22 protein-coding genes are annotated in these 26,546 nt (G+C 71.5%); 10 read left to right on the top strand and 12 right to left on the bottom strand.

Features of this window, described 5'->3' with window-relative positions; genetic code table 11:
- Positions 1–14: 14 nt before the first annotated feature.
- Together GPA04_RS16045 and GPA04_RS16040 are read left to right on the top strand one after the other, a co-directional pair.
- Positions 15–794, top strand: coding sequence for a 6-phosphogluconolactonase (locus GPA04_RS16045; RefSeq protein ID WP_156225196.1), 780 nt, complete (start codon positions 15–17; stop codon positions 792–794).
- 23 nt (positions 795–817) lie between these two features.
- A complete protein-coding gene (locus GPA04_RS16040; protein ID WP_156225195.1) occupies positions 818–2,026 on the top strand; it encodes an N-acetylglucosamine-6-phosphate deacetylase in 1,209 nt (402 codons plus the stop codon).
- Positions 2,027–2,051: 25 nt separating this feature from the next.
- On the opposite strand, the gene GPA04_RS16035 is transcribed toward GPA04_RS16040, so the two are convergent.
- A complete protein-coding gene (locus GPA04_RS16035; protein WP_156225194.1) occupies positions 2,052–3,044 on the bottom strand; it encodes a LacI family DNA-binding transcriptional regulator in 993 nt (330 codons plus the stop codon).
- A 178-nt stretch (positions 3,045–3,222) separates the two neighbouring features.
- Here GPA04_RS16035 and GPA04_RS16030 point away from each other — a divergent pair, with 178 nt between their 5' ends.
- The 5 genes from GPA04_RS16030 (at position 3,223) to GPA04_RS16010 (ending at position 10,562) form a co-directional block, all read left to right on the top strand.
- Positions 3,223–4,446 carry a Gfo/Idh/MocA family protein gene (locus tag GPA04_RS16030; RefSeq protein WP_156225193.1) on the top strand — a complete coding sequence of 408 codons (1,224 nt, stop codon included), beginning with the start codon at positions 3,223–3,225 and terminating at the stop codon, positions 4,444–4,446.
- Between the two features lie 97 nt (positions 4,447–4,543).
- Entirely contained in the window at positions 4,544–6,481 is a 1,938-nt protein-coding gene (locus GPA04_RS16025; protein WP_156225192.1) for an ABC transporter substrate-binding protein, read from the top strand.
- Between the two features lie 38 nt (positions 6,482–6,519).
- A complete protein-coding gene (locus tag GPA04_RS16020; protein ID WP_156225191.1) occupies positions 6,520–7,512 on the top strand; it encodes an ABC transporter permease in 993 nt (330 codons plus the stop codon).
- Between the two features lie 3 nt (positions 7,513–7,515).
- A complete protein-coding gene (locus GPA04_RS16015) occupies positions 7,516–8,688 on the top strand; it encodes an ABC transporter permease (protein WP_156225190.1) in 1,173 nt (390 codons plus the stop codon).
- Complete coding sequence (locus tag GPA04_RS16010) at positions 8,685–10,562, top strand: ABC transporter ATP-binding protein (RefSeq protein ID WP_241680847.1); 1,878 nt, start codon at positions 8,685–8,687, stop codon at positions 10,560–10,562. Before GPA04_RS16015 ends, GPA04_RS16010 begins: the two co-directional genes overlap by 4 nt.
- Before the next feature lie 248 nt (positions 10,563–10,810).
- Here the strand turns inward: GPA04_RS16010 and GPA04_RS16005 are convergent, their stop codons facing one another.
- Positions 10,811–12,754, bottom strand: a complete 1,944-nt coding sequence (locus GPA04_RS16005; RefSeq protein ID WP_156225189.1) for an acetylxylan esterase — start codon at positions 12,752–12,754, stop codon at positions 10,811–10,813.
- 93 nt (positions 12,755–12,847) lie between these two features.
- Between GPA04_RS16005 and GPA04_RS16000 the strand changes: the two genes are divergently transcribed.
- Positions 12,848–14,212 carry a Gfo/Idh/MocA family oxidoreductase gene (locus GPA04_RS16000; protein ID WP_156225188.1) on the top strand — a complete coding sequence of 455 codons (1,365 nt, stop codon included), beginning with the start codon at positions 12,848–12,850 and terminating at the stop codon, positions 14,210–14,212.
- A 45-nt stretch (positions 14,213–14,257) separates the two neighbouring features.
- On the opposite strand, the gene GPA04_RS15995 is transcribed toward GPA04_RS16000, so the two are convergent.
- The 3 genes from GPA04_RS15995 to GPA04_RS15985 form a co-directional block, all read right to left on the bottom strand.
- Positions 14,258–15,598, bottom strand: a complete 1,341-nt coding sequence (locus GPA04_RS15995) for an MFS transporter (protein WP_277754321.1) — start codon at positions 15,596–15,598, stop codon at positions 14,258–14,260.
- Positions 15,599–15,734: 136 nt separating this feature from the next.
- Entirely contained in the window at positions 15,735–16,757 is a 1,023-nt protein-coding gene (locus GPA04_RS15990) for an LLM class F420-dependent oxidoreductase (protein WP_156225187.1), read from the bottom strand.
- Positions 16,754–17,677 (bottom strand): LLM class F420-dependent oxidoreductase, encoded by a 924-nt coding sequence (locus GPA04_RS15985; RefSeq protein ID WP_156225186.1) that lies wholly within the window; start codon positions 17,675–17,677, stop codon positions 16,754–16,756. Before GPA04_RS15985 ends, GPA04_RS15990 begins: the two co-directional genes overlap by 4 nt.
- A gap of 72 nt (positions 17,678–17,749) precedes the next feature.
- On the opposite strand from GPA04_RS15985, the gene GPA04_RS15980 reads away from it, so the two are divergent.
- Positions 17,750–18,352 (top strand): TetR/AcrR family transcriptional regulator, encoded by a 603-nt coding sequence (locus tag GPA04_RS15980; RefSeq protein WP_156225185.1) that lies wholly within the window; start codon positions 17,750–17,752, stop codon positions 18,350–18,352.
- Positions 18,349–18,948 (top strand): GNAT family N-acetyltransferase, encoded by a 600-nt coding sequence (locus GPA04_RS15975; RefSeq protein WP_156225184.1) that lies wholly within the window; start codon positions 18,349–18,351, stop codon positions 18,946–18,948. The genes GPA04_RS15980 and GPA04_RS15975 overlap by 4 nt, the downstream gene beginning before the upstream one ends.
- Before the next feature lie 342 nt (positions 18,949–19,290).
- Here the strand turns inward: GPA04_RS15975 and GPA04_RS15970 are convergent, their stop codons facing one another.
- The 7 genes from GPA04_RS15970 to GPA04_RS15940 all read right to left on the bottom strand — a co-directional run bounded on the left by GPA04_RS15970 (position 19,291) and on the right by GPA04_RS15940 (position 26,518).
- Positions 19,291–20,145: an ABC transporter permease gene (locus GPA04_RS15970; RefSeq protein ID WP_156225183.1), complete on the bottom strand. Its 855-nt coding sequence runs from the start codon at positions 20,143–20,145 to the stop codon at positions 19,291–19,293.
- A complete protein-coding gene (locus GPA04_RS15965) occupies positions 20,138–20,956 on the bottom strand; it encodes an ABC transporter permease (protein ID WP_156225182.1) in 819 nt (272 codons plus the stop codon). The genes GPA04_RS15970 and GPA04_RS15965 overlap by 8 nt, the downstream gene beginning before the upstream one ends.
- Positions 20,953–21,921 (bottom strand): ABC transporter ATP-binding protein, encoded by a 969-nt coding sequence (locus tag GPA04_RS15960; RefSeq protein WP_156225181.1) that lies wholly within the window; start codon positions 21,919–21,921, stop codon positions 20,953–20,955. Before GPA04_RS15960 ends, GPA04_RS15965 begins: the two co-directional genes overlap by 4 nt.
- A gap of 81 nt (positions 21,922–22,002) precedes the next feature.
- Positions 22,003–22,980 (bottom strand): ribose-phosphate diphosphokinase, encoded by a 978-nt coding sequence (locus GPA04_RS15955; RefSeq protein ID WP_156225180.1) that lies wholly within the window; start codon positions 22,978–22,980, stop codon positions 22,003–22,005.
- A gap of 60 nt (positions 22,981–23,040) precedes the next feature.
- A complete protein-coding gene (locus GPA04_RS15950; RefSeq protein WP_241680846.1) occupies positions 23,041–24,681 on the bottom strand; it encodes an alpha-L-arabinofuranosidase family protein in 1,641 nt (546 codons plus the stop codon).
- Between the two features lie 23 nt (positions 24,682–24,704).
- Positions 24,705–25,586 (bottom strand): carbohydrate ABC transporter permease, encoded by an 882-nt coding sequence (locus GPA04_RS15945; RefSeq protein ID WP_156225179.1) that lies wholly within the window; start codon positions 25,584–25,586, stop codon positions 24,705–24,707.
- Positions 25,583–26,518, bottom strand: a complete 936-nt coding sequence (locus tag GPA04_RS15940; RefSeq protein WP_156225178.1) for a carbohydrate ABC transporter permease — start codon at positions 26,516–26,518, stop codon at positions 25,583–25,585. The genes GPA04_RS15945 and GPA04_RS15940 overlap by 4 nt, the downstream gene beginning before the upstream one ends.
- Positions 26,519–26,546 lie beyond the last annotated feature (28 nt).

Here is a 26,546-nt window from a genome sequence, read left to right as displayed (position 1 = left end):
CAGGAGGACGTCCGATGCCGGAGCCCACGACCACGTTCACAGCAGGGCAGCTACCCGTCGAGGTGTACGCCTCGGAGCGCGAGATGGGGATCGCGGCCGCCGAGCGCGCGGCCGCGACGATCAGGGACGCGGTCGCCGCCAAGGGTCAGGCGCGCGTCGTGATCGCGACCGGGAACTCCCAGTTCGCGTTCGTGGAGGCGCTGCACGAGCAGGACATCCCGTGGTCGCAGGTGACCGCCTTCCACATGGACGAGTACGTGGGCATCGACGCGAACCACACGGCGGCGTTCCGTCGTTGGATCCGTGAGCGCATCGAGGAGCCCTTCGGCCCCGCCGCCGTGCACTACATCGAGGGCGACGCGCCCGACGCCGAGGCCGAGGCGGCCCGCTACGAGGCGCTGCTGCGCGAGGCTCCGCTCGACCTGGTCTGCATGGGGATCGGCGAGAACGGCCACCTCGCGTTCAACGAGCCGAACGTCGCCGACTTCGACGACGACCGGTGGGCCCGCATCATCACGCTGACCGACGAGTCGGTCAAGCAGCAGGTCGGGGAGGGGCACTTCCCGGACGAGGCCTCGACACCGCGGACGGCGATCTCGCTGACGATCCCCGCGCTGCTGAGCGCGACCTCGGTCCAGGTGTGCGCGCCCGAGCGCCGCAAGGCCGCCGCGGTGGCCGCGACCGTCTCGCAGGAGATCAGCCCCGCCGTCCCGTCGACGAAGCTCCGTGAGGCGCCGCACGCCACACTGTTCCTCGAGCCGTCCTCGGCCGGGCTGCTGCCCGCGAACGCCTGAGCGACGGCGCGGATCGGAGCGCGATGCCGGAGCCTGACGACGCCACCCCCACGGTCATCGCCGGCGCCTCCGTGCTGATGGCCGACGGTCGGGTCCAGCCGGGCTCGGTGGTCATCGAGGGCGGCACCATCGCCGAGGTGACCACCCGGTCGGTTCGCCGTCGGGGGGCGAACGTGATCGAGGCACAGGGTCGCCTGGTCGTTCCTGGGCTGGTCGACTTGCACCTGCACGGAGCCGGCGGGGCATCGCTGGAGTCCGTCGTCGAGCCGGCTGCGGACCCGGAGCGCGGATCGGCCGTGCCCCGCGTCCTGCGGCACCTCGCGCGGGCGGGCGTGACGGCCACGTTCGCCTCGTTGGCGAGCGACGCCGTCGAGACCATGGCACGCCGCAGCCGCGCGCTGGCGCGCTGGCGGGAGCACCCGCTCGCCGACGGTGCCGAGCTGCTCGGTGCCCACCTCGAGGGCCCGTTCCTGTCGCCCGCGCAGGCCGGCGCGCACGACCCGGCGCTGCTGGTCGCGCCGGGGGCGGACGACGTCGCTCGTCTGGTCGAGACCCGGCCGGCCATGATCACCCTCGCGCCGGAGCTGCCTGGTGCGCTCGCGGCGACCCGCTCGTTCGCCGACGCAGGAACGGTGGTGGCGATCGGCCACAGCGAGGCGGGACCGGAGGAGGTGGCAGCGGCTGTCGAGGCGGGCGCGTCGCACCTGACGCACCTGTGGAGCGGGCAGTCGAGCACGACCCGGACTGGTCCGTGGCGTGTGCCTGGTCTGCTCGAGGCGTCGCTGTCCAGCGCGGGCCTGACGGCGGAGGTGATCGCCGACGGCAAGCACCTCCCTCGCGAGCTCCTCGAGATCGCGCGACGCTGCCTCGGCGGGAACCTCGTCGTCGTGTCGGACGCGACCGAGGGTGCGGGGATGCCCGACGGGTTCCGCTACGGGCTCGCGAGTGTCCAGTGCGAGGTCCGCGACGGCGTCGGGATGGTGGTCGGGCAACCGGCCTTCGGTGGAAGCACCACCACGCTGGACGGCATGCTCGCCCACCTGTGCCTCGAGCTCGGCTGGCCCGTGCCCGAGGTGGTCGAGATGCTCAGCGCGCGCCCGGCCTCGATCGCCGGTGTGGGCGAGCGCAAGGGCCGCCTCGCTGCTGGCTTCGACGCGGACCTGCTCGTGCTCGACGACCAGCTCCGTCCGTGGCGCACCTGGGTGCGCGGCACCCCGGCGCTGCTGCCCTAACGATCCGCTGGACCGCCGTGGTGTGTCAGCGCACGCGTGCCGGTGCCGTGCTGCCGCGGATGATCAGCCGCGTCTCGAGCTGGACCATCTGCGGCTCGCTCGGCTCGCCCTGGTTCTCGGCGAGGTCGAGCACGAGGTCGACCGCCGTCATGCCGCTCCGCGCGCCGGGCACGTGGATCGAGGTGAGCGTGGGGTAGGCCATGCCCGACATCGGGCTGTCGTCGATGCCGATCACGGAGATGTCGGGACCGACCTTGACGCCGCGCTCGGTCATGCGCGCCATCAGACCGAGCGCGATCAGGTCGTCGTAGGCGATGACCGCGGTCAGGTCCTTGCTGTGCACGAGGTCCGCGGCACGCACACCCGCCTGGATCTGGGGCTCGAACGGTCCGAGCTCGACCAGCTCGATGCCCAGCTGGGCGCACGCGGCGTGCACGGCGGTGCGGCGCTGGGTGTTCGACCACGACCGGCGAGGCCCGTTGAGGTAGCCGATGCGGGTGTGCCCGAGCGAGGCCAGGTGCTCGACCGCCTCCTGGATGCCCTCGGAGGCATCGACCAGCACGCTCGTGGCGCCCGGGACCTCGCGGTTGACGAACACGATCGGCTGCAGGTCGACCAGCTGCGACATCTGCTCGGTCGGGGTGCGCGGCGAAACGACGATCAGGCCGTCGACCCGCTTGCGCATGATCCGGGCGCGCTTGATCTCGTCGGCAGGGTGCTCGTCCACGTCGGCGATCAGCACGGTCTTGCCCCGGCTCGCGGCGCGCGACTGCACCGCCTTGATGATCGGCGGGAAGAACGGGTTGGCGATGTCGGGGACGATCAGCCCGAGGATGTCGCTGCGCCCCGAGGTCAGTGAGCGCGCCACCTGGTTGGGCTCGTAACCCATCTCGCGCGCGACCTTGTGGATGCGCTGCCGGGTGGCCTCGTTGACCTTCTCCGTGCCCGACAGGGCGCGCGAGACCGTGGACGCGGACATGCCGACCGCCTGCGCGACGTCAGCGAGGGTGACCGCCATGCAACCCCTTCGGTCGGGCACCGCACGCGGTTCGCGGCACCATTCCTGCTGCGGCATCGTGCTGCAACGTGGCCCGAGGGTAGCGCAGCAAGGTGAGCGCCGACGGCTCTCGACAGCGCCGACCGTGAGAAGTCGTCAAGGTTGCCGCAAGCGCTTGCATTGCATAGCGTGGGCCTCCATGGCGACGAACGTGAGTCCGGTCCCTGCCAGCTCGAGCACCTCGGAGGGTCGACCGTTGCGGCTCGGCCTCGTCGGTAACGGCAACCGGGGCGTCATCGCCCGGACCGCTGTCGAGGCGGACGCGGCGGCCACCGTGGTGGCGGTCGCGGACCCGCATCCCCGTGCGCAGGCCCGCGCGGTCGAGCGGTTCGGGGCGGACGTGGCGGTGCACGAGGACGTCACCGGCCTGCTCGAGCACCGCCTCGACGCCGCGTTCGTGACCTCGCTCGACCACCAGCACGCCGACCATGCGATCACCCTGCTGGAGGCCGGTGTCGACGTGTTCGTCGACAAGCCGATGGCGACCACGGTCGCCGATGCGGACCGGATGCTGCGCACGGCCCGCGAGAGCGGCAGCCGGCTCTACGTCGGCCACAACATGCGGCACATGCCGGTGATCGGGCTGATGCGGCAGCTGATCGCCGAGGGTCGGATCGGCCAGGTCAAGGCGGTGTGGTGCCGCTACTTCGTGGGTGACGGCGGCGACCGATTCTTCAAGGACTGGCACGCCGAGCGCTCCAACGTGAACTCGTTGCTGCTCCAGAAGGGCGCCCACGACATCGACGTCATCCACTGGTTCGCGGACGGTTACACGCGCCGGGTCAGCGCGATGGGGTCGCTGACGGTCTACGGCGAGGTGGCTGACCGTGCCGATCACAGCGGTCAGATGGTCACCGAGTGGCTGGACCGCGAGAAGAACTGGCCGCCGTTGGCGCAGCGCGGGCTCAACCCGGTGATCGACGTCGAGGACCTGTCGATGATGACGATGCAGCTCGACAACGGGGTGTACGCGACCTACTCGGAGTGCCACTACGCGCCGGACTACTGGCGCAACTACACCGTGATCGGGACCGAGGGCCGGATCGAGAACTTCGGCATCGGCGACGACGGGGTGGTGCGGCTGTGGAACCGGCGCTCGGAGTTCCTCGAGCATGGTCACGAGGAGTTCCCCATCCCGACCGCTCCGGGCGGCCACCACGGTGCCGATCCCTCGCTGCTGCGGGAGTTTCTCGCGTTCGTGCGCACCGGTGCCCCGACGCGCACCTCGGTGGTGGCGGCGCGTGAGGCGGTGGCCACCGCGGCGACCGCGACGACCTCGATGCGTACCGACTCCTCGGCCATCGACGTGCCGCCGCTCGACCCCGCCCTGCGGGACTACTTCGACGCCGGGCAACCTCGATGACACATGCCGATGACATTGCCGCAACCGCTTGCGGTGCTATGGTCGAGCGCATAGAGGGCGACACGCTGCACCGACGCCGTGACCTGGAGGAGAGACGATGTCCCAGTCCCCGAGCATGACCCGACGCACCTTGCTGCTCATGGGCGGCGGCGCAGCCGCAGCGATCCTCACGGCGTGCTCGAGCGAGGAGCCTCCGAACCCCTTTGACGGCGCAGAGGACGCTCTCGAGTCGCCCATGCTCGCCGAGCGCGTCGAGGCCGGCGAGCTCCCCGAGCTGTCCGAGCGGCTGCCCGGCGAGCCGAAGGTGGTCGAGGTCCACGACGGACCGGGCCGATTCGGCGGCACCCTGCAGCGCGCCCAGCTCGACGTGGGCGATGCCGGGGGCCTGACAGCGTTCGCCTCCGTCGGCCTGCTCGAGTGGACCTGGGAGGCGGACGGCGCCGAGCCGAGCCTCGCCGCCGAGTTCAGCAAGAACGAGACCAACACCGAGTTCACGTTCGTGCTGCGCGAGGGCCTGAAGTGGTCCGACGGCGAGCCGTTCACCTCGGCCGACCTCGCGTTCACGGTCAACGACGTGCTGCGCAACACCACGACGATCCCCGCGCCGCCGTTCTGGTTCAGCGACGGCGACGACCGACCCACGATCGAGACGCCGGACGAGCTGACCGTGATCTTCCGGTACCAGAACGCCTTCGCGCTCTTCGAGAAGTACATGTGCCACCCGGCGGTGAGCCACCAGTTCCTCAAGCCGGCGCACTACCTGCAGCAGTTCCACCCCGACCACGCCGATCCGGCCGAGGTGGACGCCGCGACCGCGGCGGCCGGATTCGACTCCTGGGACCAGTACTTCGCCGACCGCGACAACTGGTGGACCAACCCGGAGCGCCCGGTGCTCGGAGCCTTCATGGTCACCAGCCCCGCGAACGCCCAGAGCGGCACGGCCTCCCTGGAGCGCAACCCGTACTACTGGAAGGTCGACGGCGAGGGTCGCCAGCTTCCCTACATGGACGGCGTCCAGATCCAGGTCCTCACCCAGGACGCGATCGACCTGCGTGCCGCCAACGGTGACCTCAACTTCCAGGGCCACAACCTCGGCTACAGCTCGGCGCAGGTGTTCCTGCAGAACGAGGAGACCAACGCCTTCCGGATGCTGCGCTGGCGCAACGACGCCACGCTGCTGTCGATCTGCCCGAATCTCTCGCACCAGGACGAAGTGCTGCGGGCGCTGTTCCTGGAGCCTGACTTCCGCGCGGCGCTGTCGATCGCCATCGACCGCGAGGACATGAACACCACGATGCTCGGTGGCCTCGGGGAGCTGCGCCAGCCGGTGCCGACCGACGCCTCGGAGTACTTCCTGGAGGGCACCGGGCAGCGCAACCTCGAGCACGACCCCGATCAGGCGAACGCGCTGCTCGACGGTCTCGGGCTGACGCGCGGCGCCGACGGCAGGCGCCAGCGCCCCGACGGGCAACCGCTCGACCTCGTGCTGGTCTACGTCGACAGCACGGCGGGCATCCCCACGAGCGACGCCTTCACGATGATCCAGCGGTACTGGGAGGAGATCGGCGTCGGGCTGAGCCTGCGCCCCGTGGACCCGACCCTGTACACCGAGCTCCGCTCGGCCAACGACTTCGATCTCGACGGCACCACGGTGCCCAGCGACGACTTCGACATGGAGCCGGTGTGGCTGATCCCGACCGGAGCCAACAGCCACACGGCGCCCGGCTTCGGGCAGTGGTACGCCAGCAACGGCGCCGAGGGTGTCGAGCCGCCGCAGGAGATCAAGGACCTGATGGACAGCTGGGACGCGCTGCGCGCCGCCGAGACAGACGAGGCGCGCCTGGAGGCCGGGCACGCCATCGTCACCCAGCACGAGGAGCAGATGTACGTCATCGGGCTGCTGGCGCTACCGTTCCAGCCGGTGATCGTCACCGACGACGTGCGCGGCGTTCGCGACGACGAGCCGAAGCTGTCCTTCTACTACGGGCGTGAGGGCATCACGAAGCCGGAGCAGATCTCCTTCACCGCTTCCTGATCCGTGCCAGCAGCACGGCGACCACGTGAGGAGGATGCGTGCTTCGGTTCACTGTGCATCGGGTGCTGCACGTCATCCCGACGCTGATCATCATCTCGATCATCTCGTTCTTCATCATCCAGCTGCCCCCGGGTGACTTCCTCACCACGCAGGTGGCCGCGCTCGAGGCACAGGGGGAGAGCCTGGACCCCGCCCAGCTGGAGGCGTTGCGGATCCGGTACGGGATCGGGGAGCCCTTCTGGGTCCAGTACTGGAAGTGGATCACCAACATCGTTCTGCACGGCGACTTCGGGTTGTCGTTCCAGTACCAGCGACCGGTCTCGGACCTGATCTCGGAGCGGCTGGGGCTGACGGTCCTGCTGGGGCTGACGACGCTGCTGCTCACCTGGGCGATCGCGCTCCCGGCGGGTGTCATCTCGGCCATCAAGCAGCACTCGCCCGCCGACTACGCGATCTCGATCCTGGGCTTCGTGGCGCTGGCGGTGCCGAACTTCCTGGCCGCGCTCGCGCTGGCCTACATCGGCTTCCGGTTCTTCGGGCAGAGCGTGGGCGGGCTATTCTCGGCCGAGTACGTCAACGCGCCCTGGAGCCTGGCCCGGGTCCTGGACCTGTTCGGGCACCTGTGGATACCCGTCGTCGTCATCGCGCTCGCCGGCACCGCTGGCATCATCCGCACCACGCGCGCCAACATGCTCGACGAGCTCCACAAGCCCTACGTCACCACCGCTCGCGCGAAAGGCCTGCCCGAGGGGCGGATCATCCGGAAGTACCCGCTGCGGATCGCGCTCAACCCGTTCGTCTCGACCGCTGGCTGGAACATCCCCCAGATCTTCGACGGCGAGGTGATCGTCGCGACCGTGCTCGCGCTCGGCACCACCGGCCCGCTGCTCCTGGGCTCGCTGCGCTCCCAGGACATGTATCTCGCGGGAGGGATCATCCTCATCATCGCCGTGCTCACGGTCGTCGGGACCTTCATCTCCGACCTGCTGCTCGCCGCCGTCGACCCGCGTGTGCGGTTCGGGAAGGCCTGAGCCATGACCTCACGCGAACTCCCGGTCGCCGATCCCGAGAACCACGAGGGCGGCACCGCCGACGACCTCGCCACCGAGACCGGCCGCAGCAGCGGCGACGTCGCCTCGGCGTCCCAGCGCCGTCTGATCTGGTGGCGGTTCCGCAAGCACCGCCTCGCGATCATCGGGCTGTGGCTGCTGGTCATCATGTACGTGGTGGCGTTGTTCGCCGGGTTCTTCGCCCCGTTCAGCACGAGCAGCTACGAGGGTCAGCACGCCTATCACCCGCCGCAGCTCCCTCAGTTCTCCTTCGAGGAAGGGCTCTACGTCCACCCGACGACCGGGAGCACCGACCTCGAGACACTCGCTCCGGTCTTCGAGGAGAACACCGAGGAGTTCATCCACCTACGGTTCTTCGTGCACGGCGACAGCTACCGGCTGCTCGGGCTGCTCGAGACCGACGTGCACCTGTTCGGCCCGAGCGAGCCCGGCCAGCGCTGGTACCCGCTCGGCGCCGACCGCACCGGTGCGGACCTGCTGTCCAAGATCATCTACGGCTCGCAGATCTCGCTGTCGATCGGCCTCGTCGGGGTCGCGGTCTCGCTGCTGCTGGGGCTGTTGCTGGGCGGCATCTCCGGCTACTTCGGCGGCACGGTCGACACCGTGCTGCAGCGTGTCATCGAGCTGTTCATGTCGATCCCCACGCTGCCACTGTGGCTCGGGCTCGCGGCCGCGGTGCCGCCGCAGTGGGGGCCGGTACCGACCTATCTGATGATCACGGTGATCCTGTCGCTGCTCGGCTGGACCAGCCTCGCGCGCGTCATCAGGGGCAGGTTGCTGCAGATCCGTGACGAGGACTACGTCCTCGCCGCAACTCTCGACGGCGTCCCCACCGGCCGGATCATCTTCCGGCACATGGTCCCGGCCTTCACCTCGCACATCATCGCGACGGTCTCGCTCGCGGTGCCGGCGATGATCCTGTCGGAGACCGCGCTGTCGTTCCTCGGTCTGGGGCTGCGCGCCCCGGCCGTCTCCTGGGGCGTGCTGCTGCAGGACGCGCAGAGCGTCAACGTCATCGCGACGGCACCGTGGCTCCTGCTCCCGGGCCTCGCCGTCGTCCTCGCCGTCGTCGCCTTCAACTTCGTCGGCGACGGTCTCCGCGACTCCGCCGACCCCTACGGGAAGAGGGCACCATGAGCCTGTCGTTCCTTCGCTCGCGGCGACGCCGGCGGATGGCGCCCGTCAAGGCGCCCCGGCAGCTCGCCGCCGTCACCGTCGAGCCGAGCGAGATGTCCGAGCCGGGCGCGATCCTCGACATCCAGAACCTCCGCACGACGTTCCGCACCGACGAGGGCGAGGTCAACGCCGTCGACGACATCAGCATGACGGTGCGACGCGGCCGGACGACCTGCATCGTCGGCGAGTCCGGCTCGGGCAAGTCGGCCACCGCACGCTCGATCATCCAGGTCGTCGACAACCCCGGCCTGGTCGAGGGCGGGCGAATCCTGTTCCGCGCGGACCCGGACGGACCGGTCTACGACGTGGCGGCGCTGTCGGAGACCGGTGACGGCATCCGCTCGATCCGGGGCAGCCAGATCGGGCTGATCTTCCAGGAGCCGATGTCCTCGCTCAGCCCGGTGCACACGATCGGGAACCAGATCGCCGAGGTGCTCGAGCTCCACACCGAGCTCGACGAGCGTCAGATCCGCGAGCGGGTCATCGCCGAGCTCGAGGCCGTCGGGATACCGCAGCCGGCAGAGCGGATCGACTCCTACACGTTCCAGCTCTCCGGTGGCATGCGGCAGCGCGCGATGATCGCGATGGCGCTGATCGCCCGGCCGTCGCTGCTCATCGCCGACGAGCCGACGACGGCGCTCGACGTCACCACGCAGGCGCAGATCCTGGACCTGCTGGCCGAGCTCAAGCGCGAGCTGTCGATGACGATGATCTTCATCACCCACGACCTCGGGGTGGTGGCGGAGATCGCCGACGACGTGGTCGTGATGCGGCACGGCAAGGTCGTCGAGACCGGGCCGGTGGAGCAGATCTTCCACGACCCCCAGCACCCGTACACCCAGGAGCTGCTCGCCAGCCTGCCGCAGCGGGACGTGCCCACCGGGAGAGTCGCCCCGCCCGAGCCGCAGAGCACGCCGGAACGGGTCGAGGTGAGCGGCGCCGTCGAGGAGGCCGTCCGGCACGAGGAGACCGCGGGCGAGCCGCTGCTGCGGATCGAAGGGCTCCGGATGGAGTTCGACAGCGTGGCCGGCACGATGTTCTCTCGGCGGGAGAAGAAGCGGATCGTCGCCGTCAACGACGTCAGCCTGGAGATCGCGGCCGGCAGCACGCTCGGGCTGGTCGGCGAGTCCGGCTGCGGCAAGACCACGCTCGGGCGGTGCGTGATGCGCGCCTACCAGCCGACCGCCGGTCGGATCCACTACGACGACGGTGACCACGCCGTCGACCTCGCGACCCTCAGCACGTCCGAGCTGCGGCCCTATCGCCGGCTCGTCCGGATGGTGTTCCAGGACCCGTACGGCTCGCTCAACCCGCGCATGACCGTGCGGGAGGTGATCGGCGAGCCGCTGCGGGTCGCCGGGATCGCGCAGGGGTCCGAGCTCGACGACCGGGTCGAGTCGATGCTGGAGCGGGTGGGGTTGCGCAGGGCGATGGCCAGCCGCTACCCGCACGCGTTCTCCGGAGGTGAGCGGCAGCGGATCGGGATCGCGCGGGCGCTGATCACCGACCCCAAGCTGGTGGTCGCCGACGAGGCGGTGTCCGCGCTCGACGTCTCGGTGCGCACCCAGATCCTCGAGCTGCTCTCCGACCTGCAGGAGGAGCTGGGCCTGACCTATCTGTTCATCTCGCACGACCTCTCCGTGGTCGAGCGGATCTGCGACCGCGTCGCGGTCATGTACTACGGCAACCTGGTGGAGGAGGGCCCCGCGGCGTCGGTGTTCACCGACCCGCAGCACGGGTACACCCAGGCGCTGCTCTCCGCCGTGCCGATCCCGGACCCCCGCCTGCGCGGCACCCGCCCCCGGATCGTCTACCGCCCGGACGAAGCCGCCTGACCCGGCGACCCGCTCTGACCTCGCGTTCCGCTCTCACCTCGCGACCCGCTCTGACCTCGCGTTCGAGGTAATCGGCAGCCGCGGCGTGGTGGCGGATCACCTCGAATCGGTTGGTGTGGGTGCGGGGTTGCCGCTGCCGCCGGCGTTCCCGGCTCCGGTTCGAGGTAATCGGCAGCCGCAGCGTGGTGGCGGATTACCTCGAACCGCGGGTGGGGGTGGGGGGTGGCTGAGGCGGGGTGGTGGGGAGGTCAGTGCAGGCGGTCGCCGAGGAGGTCGTGGATGACCGGGAGGGGGGCGTGGTGGGCGAGGCCGGGGATGATCGCCTGCCAGGCGCCGCGGTCGTCGTCCCAGTACTGCCCGGTGAGCATCCGGCCGGGGTCGACGACGTCGTCGGTCACGTGCACCGTGGTGATGCGGTCGTCGACGACGGCGGCCAGCTTCGCGACGAATCCCAGCGCGCCGTCGGCCTCGATGTGCACAGGGCTGTCGGGCCCGAGCCCGGGCAGCAGCGTCGCCAGGTGCGGGTCGGCGAGCGCGACGTCGATCGCGCGGGTCACGTCGAACGCCTGACCGGCGGCCAGCGAGTCGTCGAGCCAGAGGAGGTCGCAGAGCAGCTTGAAGACGGCGCTCCGGTGGCTCCGTGGGTCGAGGCCGTCCTTGTCGTGGGGAGCCAGCACGCCGCGGCCGCGGACGTCGACGGCGAGGGTCGCGTCCGCGCTCGCCTCCCGGGCGGCGGGGTGGTCGGTGGTCAGGGAGCCGGTGCCGCCGTCCAGCAGCAGGATCCGCAGCGGGCGGGGTCCCGCGGTCGGGGCAGGGTCCGGCCGTAGCAGCACACCCGCGCCCCAGAGGTCGCGCTCGGAGCGCCACATGCCGTGGAGATGCCCCTCGCGCTCGGCCAGCCACCGCGCGAAGGGGGCTCGCGGCCGCTGCCGGTGCGCCCGGACACGGTCCTGGAGCCAGGCGCGGGCGGTGGCGGGCTCGGGTGGTGCGACGAGCTCGGCTTCGGCGCGGACGAGGTCGTGCACGAACAGCGCGTCCGGGTGGTCGATCGCGACCTGCCCGCTCGGCACCGCGCGCATGGCGTCCGCGGGCAGGGGCTCCTGGAGGTCGTCGAGGGGCGGCTCGGAGAGCCCGAACGCTGCGCAGAAGAAGCGTGCCGCGGCGTGCGCGAGCGGCGGTGGGTACCGGTGCGGGAACGGAGCCGTGTGCAGCTCCAGCGCCCCCGCGGCACCGAGCGTGCGGTAGGCGGCACGCGCTCGCTCGACCGACTCCAGGGTGCCCTCCATCGGGAAGAAGTCGAAGTCGACGGCGAGCACCGCCAGCGGGCGGGGTGCGAACGCGGCCAGCAGGTCGGCGTGGTCCACGCCGTGCGCCGTCCCGCCTGGCAGCACCTGCTCGGCGTCCTGCGACTGGCCCGACCACAGGTAGACGCCGCGGCTGGTCACGAAGGTACCCACCGCGGCGGCGGCGAGCCGATCCTCGAGCGCCAGCATCCACGTGGTCAGGGTGCCGCCACCGCTGTTGCCGGTGATGCCGATCCGCTCGGGATCGACGTCGGGGAGCGAGACCAGCAGGTCGACGGCGCGGCGCGCGTCGTGCACGAACCACCGGGCGATGCTCTGGCCCAGCCACCAGGCGGGCATCCCGGCGTAGCTGTGCTCGACCGTGCCGCGCATCGAGGGGACGTGCTCGGCGTCGAGGTAGCCCAGCCGCTCACCCTGGCCCTCCGGGTCGATCGCGAGCACCACCAGACCCGCGCGCGCCAGCCGTGCGCACACCTGCTGGTACTCGGGGGCGGCACGGCCGTTGGGCGTGTGGCCGCAGACGAACAGCACGGCAGGGCGGCGCCCGCTCCCGGTGCCGGGTCGATACAGCGTCGCGGTCACGTGCACGCCCGGCGAGGACTCGTAGACGACGTGCTCGACCACGCATCCCGTCCCCGCCAGGGGACCGCGCCAGCGGGTCGGCGGCGGGCCCTCGGGCCGCTGCGGCAGACCGCCGAACCCGGCGAGCACGGCGTCCCGCGTGGCCTGCTGGTGCGACCGCACGGCATCGGCGTCTGCCGCCTCGTCCAGTCCGACGGCGGTCCGGGCCAGCGTGCGCTCGGTGCGCCTGTTGACGTGCAGCAGAAGATCGAGCGAGACGTCGTGATGACCGTCGAGATTGGGGCGCCACCCGAGCGGGGTCACCATGAGCTGTCCCTCCGACGCGAGCGCACCTGACTAGGCTAGTGAGATGCATGCGGTTGCGGCAATTGCGAAGACAACGGACCACGGAGGTTCTCGATGAGCGAGACGCCAGCACCGCCGTCGCGCGGTGCCACAGGCGCCCGACGGCGATACGCCCTGATCGGGGCGTCGAACCGCGGTGTCGCGAGCTTCGCGCGGCCGCTGATCGGAGCGGCCGGCGGGGTCGACGGTGCGCACGGCTACGGAGCGAGCGACGACGACTTCTCGGCGGTCGGCGAGCTCGTGGCGGTGCTCGACGTGGACCGCGCGCGTGCGGAGGCGTTCGTGGCCACGCTCGTGCCGGAGGGGTATCCGCCGGTCGCGGTGTACGAGCCGGAAGCCCTCGAGGAGATGCTCCGCGAGATGCGACCCGACGCCGTCATCGTCGCCTCGCCCGACCACACGCACGGCAGCTACATCCTCGCGGCCCTCGAGGCGGGCGTCGACGTGATCTCCGAGAAGCCCATGGTCGCGACGGCGGCCGAGGCGGCCACCGTGGTCGCTGCCGAGGCCGCGAGCACCGCCACCGTGCACGTCACCCACAACTTCCGCTACCCAGCGCGGCACCGACGGATCAAGCAGATGCTCGCCGAGGGCGCGATCGGGCGGCCGCTGCACGTGGACCTCGCCTACTACGTCGACACCCGGCACGGCGCGAGCTACTTCCTGCGGTGGAACCGGGAGCGCGCAGCCTCGGGCGGGCTGACCATCCACAAGAGCACGCACCACCTCGACCTCATCGCGTGGTGGCTCGGCGCCGAGCCGACACGGGTGTACGCAGTCGGTGGCAGGGACTACTACGGACCGCGCAGCCCGCACCGGCCCGCCGGGGTGGGCACCGCGGCCGAGGTGCGCGAGCGGGACCCCTACCATCGCGCCCAGCTCGGGAGCGGCACGTTCCCGGAGGCGACCGGGCGGGCGCGCACGGGGCTGTTCGACCTGCCGTACGAGGTCCAGTACCCGGCCTCGCGGGAGATGACCCTCTACGACGACGAGATCGACATCGAGGACCACGTCGCCAGCCTGATCTCCTATGCGGGAGGCGCCACAGCCGCGTACGCGGTGCAGTTCTCGGCACCCTGGGAGGGGTATCGGCTGACGATCACCGGCACGCACGGGTCGATCGAGGCATTCGTGGGGCGCACCCCCGAGCAGGAGCAGCTGCCCGGGTCCGGCGAGCTCGTGCTGCGGCCGCTGTTCGAGGCGCCGCGACCCATCGAGGTGCCGGTCGCGACCGGCGGGCACGACGGTGCCGACCCGCTGATGCGTCGCGACCTGTTCGTCGGCCCGGACGAGGAGTCGACGGCGATGGGTCTGATGGCCGATGCCCGGCAGGGTGCGCTCGCGGTCGCCACCGGTGAGGCGATCTGGCGCTCGGCGCAGGAGGGGCGGGCGATCGAGATCAGCGAGCTGCTGCGCTGATCTCGCCGTCGAGCGGGGCGCGGTCCCAGCCTCCACGACCGCGCATCAGGACTCGGTCAGCGCCTTGTTGCGCAGCTCGGGGAGGAACAGGGTCGCGAGCATGGCCAGGCCGAAGGCGGCCGCGAACACCCCGAAGGTGAGGGCGTTGCCGCCGGCGGCGAGCAGCGGCGGCACCGAGAGCGGGGCGGCGATCGAGGCCAGCCGGCCGAACGCGGCGGCCGCGCCGGCGCCGGTGCCGCGCATCGACGTCGGGTAGACCTCGGGGGTGATCGCGTACAGCGCGCCCCAGGCGCCGAGGTTGAACGCCGACAGCACCATCCCGGCGACGAGGATCGCTGCGAGGCTGTCCGCCTGCCCGAACGCGAACGCCGCCCCGGCCGAGACCGCGAGGAACGTGATGAGGGTGGGGCGCCGTCCCCACCGCTCGATGAGGAAGGCCGCCAGCGCGTACCCGGGCAGCTGGGCGAGCGTGATGTAGAGCGTGTACTCGAACGACTTCACGATCGTGAAGCCCGACCCGAGCAGGATCGTCGGCAGCCACAGGAAGGCGCCGTAGTAGGCGAAGTTGATGCCGAACCAGACGGCCCAGAGGGCGGCTGTCCGACGGCGCAGGTCCGGTCGCCAGAGCTCGCGCCACCGCGGCGGCGCCGGCTCGGCGGGCACGGGCGTGGACGCCACCGGGGCGACGCCCGCCGACTCCTCGAAGCGCCGTACCGCCGCCTCTGCCTCCTCGACCCGACCCTTGCGCTCGAGGAAGCGCACCGACTCGGGCAGCCCGCGCCGCACCACCAGGGCGTAGATCGCCGGGACCACCCCGATCGCGAACGCCCATCGCCAGCCGTCCTCGAGCGGCACCACGAGGTAGCCGATCGTGGCCGCGGCGACCCAGCCGATCGCCCAGAACGCCTCCAGCAGCACCACCACGCGGCCGCGGATCTTGGTGGGGGCGAACTCGCTGACGAGCGTCGAGGCCACCGGGAGCTCGGCGCCGAGCCCGAGCCCGGTGACGAACCGCAGCACCAGCAGCACGCCGACACCACCGGCCAGCGCGGATGCCCCGGTCGCGAGCCCGTAGACCAGCAACGTCAGCGCGAACACCTGCCGCCGCCCGATGCGGTCGGCCAGCAGCCCGCCCACGCTCGCCCCGATCGCCATCCCGGCGAACCCGATCGAGAGGATCCACGACACCTCGGAGCCGCTCAGCGACCACTCGCTGACCAGCGCCGCCATGATGAACGAGATCAGCCCGACGTCCATCGCGTCGAGCGCCCACCCGATCCCCGATCCTCCGAGCAGCTTGCCGTGCTCGCGTGTGAACGGCAGCCTGTCGAGGCGTTCGGTGCGGGTCAGCGAGGTGGCGGGGTCGGCCGCGGGTGTCTCAGGCACGGGAAGAACCTCCCACACCTGCCGCGCCCGGCCGAACAGGTCGCAGATCCGCCCGGGTGCCGAGAGTCACGGCGCAGTCTCGCACGGGGTGGACCGCAGCGGTCGGGGTCAGGGTCGACTCCCGCCCAGGCGTTCCTCAGGCCAGGGCCTCGACGACGGTCGCGAGAGCGCGGGGGTCGGTCTGGATGATCAGGGTCGTCACGCAGGTCGCGGCCCAGGTGCGGGCCTGCTCGGCCAGCTCGGCGGGCGAACCCGCCAGGGCGACGTCGAGCACCAGCTCGGTCGGCACCGCGGCGGCCGCACCGGCCTTGTCCCCGGCCAGATACCGCGCGGTCACCTCGGCGCAGGCGTCCTCGTACCCCAGCCGCAGCACGGCGGCGCGGTGGAAGTTGGTGCTCTCCGAGCCCATGCCGCCGACGTACAGGGCGATGTGCGGCTTGAGCAGCGCGGCCGCCGACTCGACGTCGGAGCCGACGGCGACCGGCACGCTCGCGCACACCTCGAACTCGGCCGCGGGAGACCGCTCGGGCGCGCGCCGCGCGAAGCCGGCCTCGAGATGTCCGCGGGCATCGCCGTCGAGCCGGGGGGAGAAGAAGGCGGGCAGCCAGCCGTCGGCGATCTCGGCGGCGAGCGCGGTGTTCTTCGGGCCCTGCGCGGCGAGGTGGATCGGCAGGTCGGCGCGCAGCGGGTGCACGGTCGAGCGGAGCGGCTTGCCCTCACCGCCGGCCAGCGGCAACGGGTACGCCGGACCCGCGGCGGTGACCGGTCCCTCGCGCCGCAGCACGTCCCGCACGATCGCGACGTACTCGCGGGTCCGGGCGAGCGGCTTGGCGTACGGCTGCCCGTACCAGCCCTCGACGACCTGCGGCCCCGAGGCGCCGAGCCCCAGCACGTACCGGCCGCCCGAGAGGTGGTCGAGCGTCAGCGCGGCCATCGCGGTGGCGGTCGGGGTGCGGGCGGACATCTGCATGATGCCGGTCCCGAGCCGCACCCTCGACGTGCTCGCGCCCCACCATGCGAGCGGGGTCAGCGCGTCCGAGCCGTACGCCTCGGCGGTCCACACCGAGTCCAGACCGAGGTCGTCGGCGGCCGCGACCGCCTCGGCCGCGCCCGGAGGCGGTCCCGCGGACCAGTAGCCGGTGTGGAAGCCGAGCCTCACAGCTGCGTCACGACCTCGCGCGCCAGCAGCTCGAGGTGATCCAGGTCGGCGAGGTCGAGGACCTGGAAGTAGAAGCGCCCTGCGCCCGCCTCCCGGTACCGGCCGAGCTTGTCGACGACCTCCGACACCGTGCCCGACAGGCCCTGCGCGCGCAGCTCCTCGGGGTCGCGTCCGCTCGCTTCGGCCCGACGGCGGTACTCGGCGTCGTCGCGCCCCACCGCGGTGGTGTGGGCCAGCGACATCACGATCGACCCGGGATCGCGCCCGGCCTCCTGGCACGCGGCGCGGATCCGGCCGAAGTTGGCCGCCGCGTCCTCGACCGAGCAGAAGTTCGCGTTGTACTCCGTGGCGTACCGGGCCGCGAGGGCCGGCGTCCGCCGGGCGCCGGAGCCACCGATGATGATCGGGATGTCCCGCACCGGCTTCGGCAGGGCGGGGGAGTCGGCCAGCTGGTAGTGCTCGCCGTCGAAGGAGTACGTCTGCCCGCTCGGGGTGCCCCACAGCCCGGTGATGATCTCGAGCTGCTCGGCGAACGGTCCGAAGCGCTTGGCTGGGAACGGCACGCCGTACGCGCGGTGCTCGGCCTCGAACCAGCCGGTGCCCAGACCCAGCTCCACCCGCCCGCCCGACATCTGGTCGACCTGGGCCACCTGGATCGCGAGCAGGCCGGGCCAGCGGAACGTGGCGGACGTGACGAGGGTGCCGAGCCGGATCGACGACGTCTCGCGCGCCAGCCCGGCCAGCGTCACCCAGGAGTCGGTCGGGCCCGGGAGGCCGTCGCCCTCACCCATCGCGACGTAGTGGTCAGAACGGAAGAACGCGTCGAAGCCGAGGGTCTCGGCGGCCTGGGCGACCGCGAGCTGGTCGTCGTAGGTCGCGCCCTGCTGCGGTTCGGTGAAGATGCGGAAGTCGGGGTGCATGACCCCAGCCTGCCAGGTGTGGTGCGTGCGACTGGTACAGTGAACATCTGTTCATTCAACAGGAGGGATGTCATGCCACGGTCAGCCGAGCAGTACGAGCAGCTGCGCGACGCGACGCGGGAGAACGTGCAGACCGCGGCGATCGGCCTCTTCGCCCGTCATGGTTTCGCCGCGACGACTATGCGCCAGATCGCCGCTGCTGCGGGCATCAGCGCCGGTCTGATCTACCGCCACTACGCCAGCAAGGACGTGCTGTTCGAGGAGCTGCTCGCCCAGGCGGTGCACGGCCTGGACCGGATGGCCGAGGCCCTCCGGGAGGCTGCCGACCCGGCGCAGACCTTGCGGGCGACCACGGAGGCCATCCTCGGCGGCCTCCGCTCCGATCCGGCTGCGGAGTTCTTCATGGTGATGAACCAGGGCTTCACGACCGACGACCCTCCCGGGACCGCCGCCCGGCTGACCCGCGAGCACACCGCGCTCTGGGAGGCCACGACCGAGCTGATCCGACGCGGCCAGCGCGAGGCCGGCTTCCCGCCGGGCGATCCCGCCGAGCTCACCACCTGCTACTTCGCGACGCTCTCGGGCCTCGTGACGCTGCGGGCCGCGCTCGGCCCCGGGCTGCCGGTGCCCAGCGTGGAGGTCCTGCTGCGACCGCTCGTGGGGGAGGGACGATGAGCATCGACATCCGGCGCGCCGACGAGCTCGGAGAGCCCTTCCGGCGCCGCATCGCCGAGGTGCTGGTGCGGGGCTTCGCCGAGGACTTCGCCTACTTCTCCACCGACCCCGATCAGCTCGCGGACGCCTTCGAGCACATGATCCTGCTCGACCGCTTCTACGTCGCCCTCGTCGACGGCGAGCCCGCGGCGATCGCCTCGCTGACCGAGGGCCGGCAGGAGTGCTTCGCCCCGCGCTGGGCACCGATCCGGCGGCGTCTCGGGCTGGTGCACGGCACGATCACCTATCTCGTGGTGCGGAGCCAGTTCCTGGGCTCACCCCCGGACGCGCGCCCCGGCCTCGCGGAGATCGGCTTCGTCACCACCGCCCCGGCCTACCAGGGCCGCGGGGTGGCCACGGCGCTGATGCGGCACCTGCTGGCGCTGCCAGGCATCGACGAGTTGCTGCTCCGGGACATCAAGGACACCAACGTCGCCGCGCTGGCGCTGTACCGGAAGCTGGGCTTCGAGCAGTCCGCGAGCCGGCCGATGCGCTCACCGGCCCGTGCCGGGTTCTCGGAGTACGTCTCGATGCGGCGGTCGAGCACGCGGGCATGACGAAGGCCCGCGCCTCCCGAGAATGATCTCGGGGCGCCGCACTGGACGAGTGTGCGGCTACGCGGGCCTTCGGGTGACTGCCGTGATCTCACCAGCGCTCACGCGCCGTCGGGATGGGCAGTAGCCGTCCGTTGCGGCAGTGAGCCCTAGCGGGCAGTCACCTCACGAGTCCCAAGATTCTTCACGTCTCGGACCACCTCCTTTCGCGTGTAGCAGCACGGTATGTCCGACGGCGAGGGTTCCGCCAGGTTTTTCGCTCACCGCGATCTGGCGCCCGTCGGGGCTTGCTCGGGGAAGGTCAGAACTGGGTCGAGACCCGGTGCGGGGTGGGCGCAGGTCCGGTCAGGACTCGGCGAACTCGATGCTCCCGCGGCGGCGGCCGGCGGTGGCGAGCCGTTCGAGGAGGAACGCGGCCACGCCGTACCAACCGAGCGACGTCAGCACCGCCAGCCCGAGCGAGGTGAGGATCGTGAGGGAGTCGCCCGTGCCGCCCTCGAGCAGCCGGATCACGTGCAGCGTGTGGGTCAGCGGGAAGACCTGGGCAGCACCCTGCAGCCACACCGGCCAGAACGAGAGCGGCACCGTGACGCCGCAGATCAGCATCATGACCGTGTAGGAGAGGTTGGTCGCCCAGTTCCGCAGCCGCATGAAGCGCAGCACCAGCGCCGCGAGCGCGAGGCCGTAGCCGTAGGTGGTGATCGCGACCAGCACGAGCACCCCGAAGGCGGCGAACCCGCTGCTGAGCGTGAACCGCACCCCGAACGCCGGGCCGATGGCGAAGAGCGCCACCGTGGCCGTCGCGACCCCGCTCGGCAGCCACTGCACGCTGCGCCCCAGGAACACCGGCCACAACCGGCTCGGCGAGGCCACCAGCAGCGGCAACGTGCCGGAGTAGCGCTCGCGGGTGCTGGTCGAGACCACCAGCAGCGTCTCCATCGCCGTCGCCACCACGGCGGCGCCGATGTACAGGTACCGCATGCGATCGGGGCTGCCCAGCAGCGAGCCGATCAGGGCGTAGAAGATGACCTGGGCCACGATCCTGCCGAGCCAGCCCAGCGTCCAGGTCAGCGGCGTGAAGGTGGCCGCCAGGTCGGCCCAGGCGTTCCTGCTCGAGGCCAGCACCACGCGCGCCGTGGTCCCTCGCGGCAGTCGGGTGCCGACCACGGGCCGCTCGACGGCTGCAGCGCTGTCAGGCATGGCCGATGGTGCCCGTCTGCCGGACCTCGGCGAGCGCGCGCCGGACCAGCACCCCACCCACGACGCCGCCGAGCGTGCCGAGCAGCACGATCATGACCAGGTGCAGCGCGACGCCCTGGACCGGTCCGGCGTCGAGCGAGCTGCGCATGAGGTCCGAGGACCAGGACAGGAACACCAGCCGGGTCGCGGGCTCCAGCCAGTCCGGCAGATAGCTGACCGGCACGATGATCCCGCCCAGGATGTAGAACGGGTACGTCAAGGTGTTCTGGAAGGCGCGGGCGGCGCGCGTGCGCACGAACAGCGCCGCCAGCGCCATCGCGCTGCCGGCCGTGGCGTAGGCGGTGGCGAGGACGGCGCCCACGAACACCCACGGGTGGTAGATCTCCACCCGCACCCCGAACACCAGCGCGGCCACCAGCCAGGACTCCACGAACCCGAGCATCGACACGGTCGTGACCGCCGCGATCCGACCGGTGATCACCGCCGGGAACGGTGCCGGTGCGACCACCAGCGCTTCCAGGGAGCCGTTCTCGCGCTCGCTCTCGACCGTGTCGCCCGAGGTCTGCAGCGCCATCTGCCACAGCACCAGCAGCGCCGGCGCCAGCACCGCGAACGGCGCCAGGTCCTCGCGTCCTGCCTGCAGCATGATCGCGAGGAACACCAGCGTCAGCAGCGGCGCCGTCACCAGCGCCATCAGCCGGTCGGGGGAGCGGCGCAGCTCGCGAACCTCACGCTCGCTGCCCGCCAGCAACCCGTTCAGGTAGGCCAGCGCCGACTCGAGACGTGTCGGCGGCGCGATGATCAGCGTCACCGATCGACCCGCATCCCGCGGTTGCCGATGACGCGCAGGTAGACCTCGGCCAGGTCCGGACGCGTGGTCGCCACGTCGGTGATCCCTAGGTCGAGGAGGAGCCGCATGACCGCCGGGGCTGCGCCGTCGGCGGCGGTGTCGACCAGCAGCGTCCCCTCTGCGACCTCGTGGACGGTGGCCACGCCGTCGAGCCCCGACAGGGCCGCCGTGACCGGCGCGACCTGCGCGGGGAGCAGCCCGGAGGCGCGCACCCGCGCGTACCGGGTGATCCACCTGCCGAGGGTGCTGGGCCGCTCGGTCGCGAGGACCGAGCCGTGGTCGATGAGCGTGACGCGGTCGCAGATGGCCTCCGCCTCGGCCATGTCGTGCGTGGTCACGAGGATCGTGCGGCCCTCGGTCTGCAGGCTCGTCACCAGCGTGCGGAACTCCTGCGCGGCGACGGGGTCCATGCCGGTGGTCGGCTCGTCGAGGATGAGCACGCGGGGGTCGCCGATGAGCCCGCGCGCCAGGTGGAGGCGCTGCTTCATGCCGCGGCTGAAGGTCTCCACGCGGGTGTCTGCGCGCTGGTCGAGGCCGAGTCGCTCCAGCAGCTGTCCGACGCGCCGCTGCGACTGGGTGCCCGAGAGGCCGTACAGCGACGCCCAGAACTCGAGGTTCCCACGCGCCGTCAGCCGGGTGTACAGACCCCGCTCGCCGCCGAACACGATGCCGATCAGGCGCCGCACGGCGGCGGTCTCGGACTCGACGTCGTAGCCGCAGATCTCGACGCTGCCTCGCGTCGGGAGCAGCACGGTCGAGAGGATCTTGCACAGCGTGGTCTTGCCCGCACCGTTGGGGCCCAGCAGCCCGTGGATCTCGCCCTCGGGGATCTGCAGGTTGACGTCCTTGAGCGCCGTCACGACCGGCTGCCCCCGACGGCCCCCGAACTCGCGACGCAGCCCGACAACTGCGACGGCGGATCCCACGGCTCGACCGTACTGCACGCCCGCCGAGCGCCCTGGATCCGGGCCGAAACCGCGATCGAATCGAGACCTACGTCAGCCCGCTCAGCTGAACAGCTTGGGCTGCGGCGGCCCGAGCGTGGGGTCGACGCCCTCGAAGAGGCTGGCGACCGACTCCCCGGCGTGGATCCGCGCGATCGCCTCGGCGAACAGGCCGGCGACCGAGCGGGTGGTCAGCTGCGGCCACCCGGTCGGAGCGGGCACGGTGTCGGTGGTGACGACCTCGGTGATCATCGGGTGGTCGCGGAGCCGCTCGACCGCCTTGCCGACGAACAGACCGTGCGTGCACGCCACCGCTGCCTCGGTGCACCCCTGCTCGGCGAGCCGCTCGAGAAGCTCGACGATCGAGCCGCCGGTCGCGATCTCGTCGTCGAGCACGATCGCTCGCTTGCCCGCGACGTCACCGACGATCGAGTCGATCACCACCCGGTCGTCCGCCAGCCGCTGCTTGTTGCCGGCCGCGACCGGGAGGCCGAGCAGCCGCGCGAACTGGGTCGCGGTCTTGGCGTTGCCGAGGTCGGGTGAGACCACGACCGAGTCGGCGCGATCCTGCTGCAGGAAGTGCTCCGAGAGCACCCCCAGCGCCGTGAGGTGGTCCAGCGGCACCTTGAAGAATCCGTGCACCTGCGGTGCGTGCAGGGTCATCGTCAGCACCCGGTCCGCGCCCGCGGTCTGCAGCATGTCGGCGACGAGCCGGCCGCCGATCGAGATCCGGGAGGCGTCCTTCTTGTCCGACCGGGCGTAGGCGTAGTGCGGGATCACGGCGGTGACCTGGGCCGCGGAGGCGCCGCGCGCGGCGTCGATCATCAGCAGCAGCTCCATCAGGTGCTCCTGCGTGGGCGGCACCAGCGGCTGCACGATGTAGACGTCCCGCTGGCGGCAGTTCACCTGCAGCTGCGCTTGGAGGCAGTCGTTGGCGTACCGGGAGATCTCCACGCCGGACAGCGGCACCCCCAGGTGCCCGCAGATCGACTCGGCCAGCGGCCGGTGGGCACTTCCGGAGAAGACGACGATCTCGCGCACGTTGCTCCGCGGTGAGTGGGTCCACTGGGTCGTGCCCACACTATCCGGCTGCCGAACCCCTCACGCCCTCGTCCAGCTCAGCACGGTGATCGAGTGGGCCGGGAAGGTGTGGCAGCCCTCCTCGAGCCGGACGTCGCCGGGCGCGGACAGGGAGACACGGTCCGGCGCCTCGAGCGTGTTGACGGCGAACAGGTCGGCCTCGCCGGCCCCGAGCGTGCGGGCGCTCACCTGGGTGGGGAGGCCACCGGGGACGACGATCCTGGCCCGGACATCCGCGGTGGCTGACCGGTTGATCACGGCGAGGTACGCCGTCGAGCCGTCGGCGGAGCGCGACGCCGAGGCGTCGAGGTGACCGATGACGGCGGGCGTGGTGCGGAAGTCGCCGCTCGCGCGGCGGTCGTCGCCCTGGCGCACCGACTGGGTCCACGAGGGACCGTCGACCCGCGCCGGCACGTGCACCGGCCCGGTGTGGCTCTGGTAGAGGTCCCACACGTGGAAGGTCGCGGCGCGCACCACGCCCTCGGGCCGCACCTCCAGGAGCCCGTTGGCGTTGACCAGGTTGACGGTGTTCGCCATCGTCACCGGGACCTCGAGCGCGCTGGCCCGGTGCATCGCGTGGAAGACGCCCGCGTAGAACAGGGCGTCGGCGAGCGTGCGTGGGGAGTACCGGTTGACCCGCCGCAGCGCGGCGCCGTCCTCGATCTCGACCTCCGGCTGCTCGCGCGGAGCGAACCCGCCGCCGGCGCCCGGCTGCGGGGCGGGCCACGCCGCGGGCTCGACGTGCCGGATGTTCCACTCGTCCATCGCGATCCCGAGCGGCCGGCGCTCGCCGTGACGGGTCGAGGTCGCGGCGATCAGCTCGGACTGGTCGGCGATCGCCTGCTCCACGTACCGGGCCTGCGCCACCACCGCCTCGTACTCGGCCACGCTCGGGTCGACCAGGTGGCGGCTCGCGCCGTACAGGTGCAGCGAGATCCAGTCGACGACGTCGCCCAGCTCGGCCGCGACCTCCCGGGTCCACTCGCGGTGCTCGTCCCCGACCGCCACGAACCGCAGCGCCGGGTCCACCGAGCGCATGAACCGGGCGTGCTCGCGGGCGTCGTGGACGTAGGCCTCGACCGGCCGGTGCCCCATCTGCCAGGGCCCGTAGACCTCGTTGCCGATGCCCCAGATGCGCACGTCCTGGGGGTCGCTCAGCCCGTCGGCTGCCCGCCGACGGGTCATCGTGGTGTCGCCGCCGTAGTTGGTGTACTCGACCCAGCGCACCGCGTCGTCGACCGAGCGGGCGCTGTGCGCGAGGTACGGCTCGGTGCCGACCTCGCGGCACCACGCCAGGAACTCCGGGGTCCCGAACCGGTTGCTCTCCTCCGAGCCCCAGGCGAGCTCCAGGGTGCGCGGGCGCTGGTCGCGAGGGCCGGTGCCGTCCTCCCAGCGGTAGGGGGAGGTGAAGTTCCCACCCGGCCACCGCACGACCGGCAGCCCGAGCTCGCGGCACGCCTCGATGACGTCGCGTCGGCACCCCTGCAGCAGGCCCGGCTCGGCGATCGAGCGCGGCGAGCCCTCGTCGAGGACCCCGCCCTCGATGTTGCCGAAGAACGCCGACTCGAGGAAGTGACCGTAGATCCGGCGGTCGATGGTGCTCGACGGCGTCCCGCCGATCGTGATCGTGGCGGTGGGATGGGCGGTGGTGGTGCTGGGCAACGTGGCTCCTTGGGTAGGTGGGGTCAGCCCTTGACGCCGCCCTGCGACACGCCTTCGATGACGTACCGCTGGGCGAAGACGAACACGGCGAGCACGGGGACGCTGGCGATCACCGCGCCCGCCATCAGCAGGTCGTAGCGCGAGGCGTACTCGCCCTGCAGCTGCGCGAGCCCGGCCGGCAGCGTCAGCATGTCGGTGCTGAACAGCACGAACACCGGCCACAGGAAGTCGTTCCAGCTGGACAGGAAGGCGAGCACCGCGAGGGTGGCGATCGCGGGCAGCGCCAGCGGCACCATGATCCGGCGGAACACCTGCCAGGCGTTGGCGCCGTCGATGCGGGCCGCCTCCTCGAACGCGGGGTCGATGCCGGCGAAGAACTGCCGGACCAGCACCACCCCGAACGCACCCGCCGCCGAGGGCACCACGAGCGAGGCGTAGCTGTTCAGCCAGCCGAGCTGGTTGACGATGAGGAAGTGCGGGATCAGGAAGATCACGCCGGGCACGAACATCGTGGCGAGCACGACGCCGAGCAGCGCGTTGCGGAACGGCAGGTGCAGCCGGGCGAGTGCGTAGGCCGCGGTGGTCGCGACCACGACCACGAGCGCGCTGTGCAGCACCGCCGTCAGCAGGCTGTTGCCCAACCAGCGCAGCACCGGCAGCCGGTCGTTGCCGAGGATCTCGGCGTAGGCGGCGGTGGTCGGCTGCTGCGGCAGCAGGGTGAACGTGAGGGAGTTGGCCTCCTGCACGGACTTGAACGACGTCGAGACCATGAGGACCAGCGGCAGCACGAACACCACGGAGAGCAGCACCAGGGTGACCCCCAGCGCGATCCGCCGGGGGCGGCGCCGGGTGGCCGGCTTCTCCGCCACGGACGTGTCGGGGCGATCGAGCGTGGTCGTGGTCATCGGTCGTCTCCTCCGAGCTTGCGGAACCCGAGCACGACGATCCCGCTGAGGAGCATCAGCGTGACCGCCAGGATCATGCTCATCGCGGACGAGGCCCCGATGTCGAAGCCCTGGATGCCGGTCTCGGCGATGTAGCCGATCGCGGTCCGGGTGTCGCTGCCCGGCTGCTCCTGGGTGATGAGTGCCGACTGGCCGTACATGTTCGCCGAGGCGATGATCGTGATGGCGACGACGAACTGCAGCACCCGGGTGATGCCGGGCAGGGTGATGGCGGTGAAGCGCCGCAACGGTCCTGCACCGTCGACCTTGGCGGCCTCGTACAGCTCCTTCGGCACGTCCTGCAGCGCGGCGAGGTAGATCACCGAGTTGAAGCCGATCGTCCACCACAACGTCGCGACGACCAGCGAGACCCAGCCGGCGGGCAGCGTGGTGGTCCAGGCGACGTCGAGCCCGAGGATCTGGTTCACCGGTCCGAGCTGGCGGTCCAGCAGGTATCGCCAGAGCAACCCGGTGACCGCCACCCCCAGCACGTACGGAGCGAAGTAGAGGGCGCGGAAGAACGTGCGCCCGGGGAACCGCCGGTGCAGCAGCATGGCCAGCCCGAGCGGGAGCGCGATCAGCAGCGGTGCGCTCAAGGCGGTGAAGATGCCGGTGGCCCTCATCCCCTTCCAGAACTCGACGCTCGTGACCGTGCTGCCGGCGAACAGCTCGGCGTAGTTGGCGGCACCCACCCACGGCGTGCCGGGCAGACCCAACGACCAGCGGTGCAGGCTCGCCCACACGGCCGAGGCGACCGGCACGATCACGAAGACCGTGAAGATCACGAGGAACGGTGCGAGGAACGCCAGCGAGGTCCACGGCGAGCTGCGGCGCAGCCGCGGGTTCGAGTCTCGTCGGGATCTCGAGAGCTCGGTGGAGCTGACGGCGGTCATACGGAACTCCTCGTTCGTCGGGGCGGGT

The organism is Pseudactinotalea suaedae, assembly GCF_009733815.1.
Classification (GTDB): Bacteria; Actinomycetota; Actinomycetes; order Actinomycetales; family Beutenbergiaceae; genus Pseudactinotalea; species Pseudactinotalea suaedae.
This window is presented reverse-complemented; position numbering and strand designations above follow the sequence as displayed.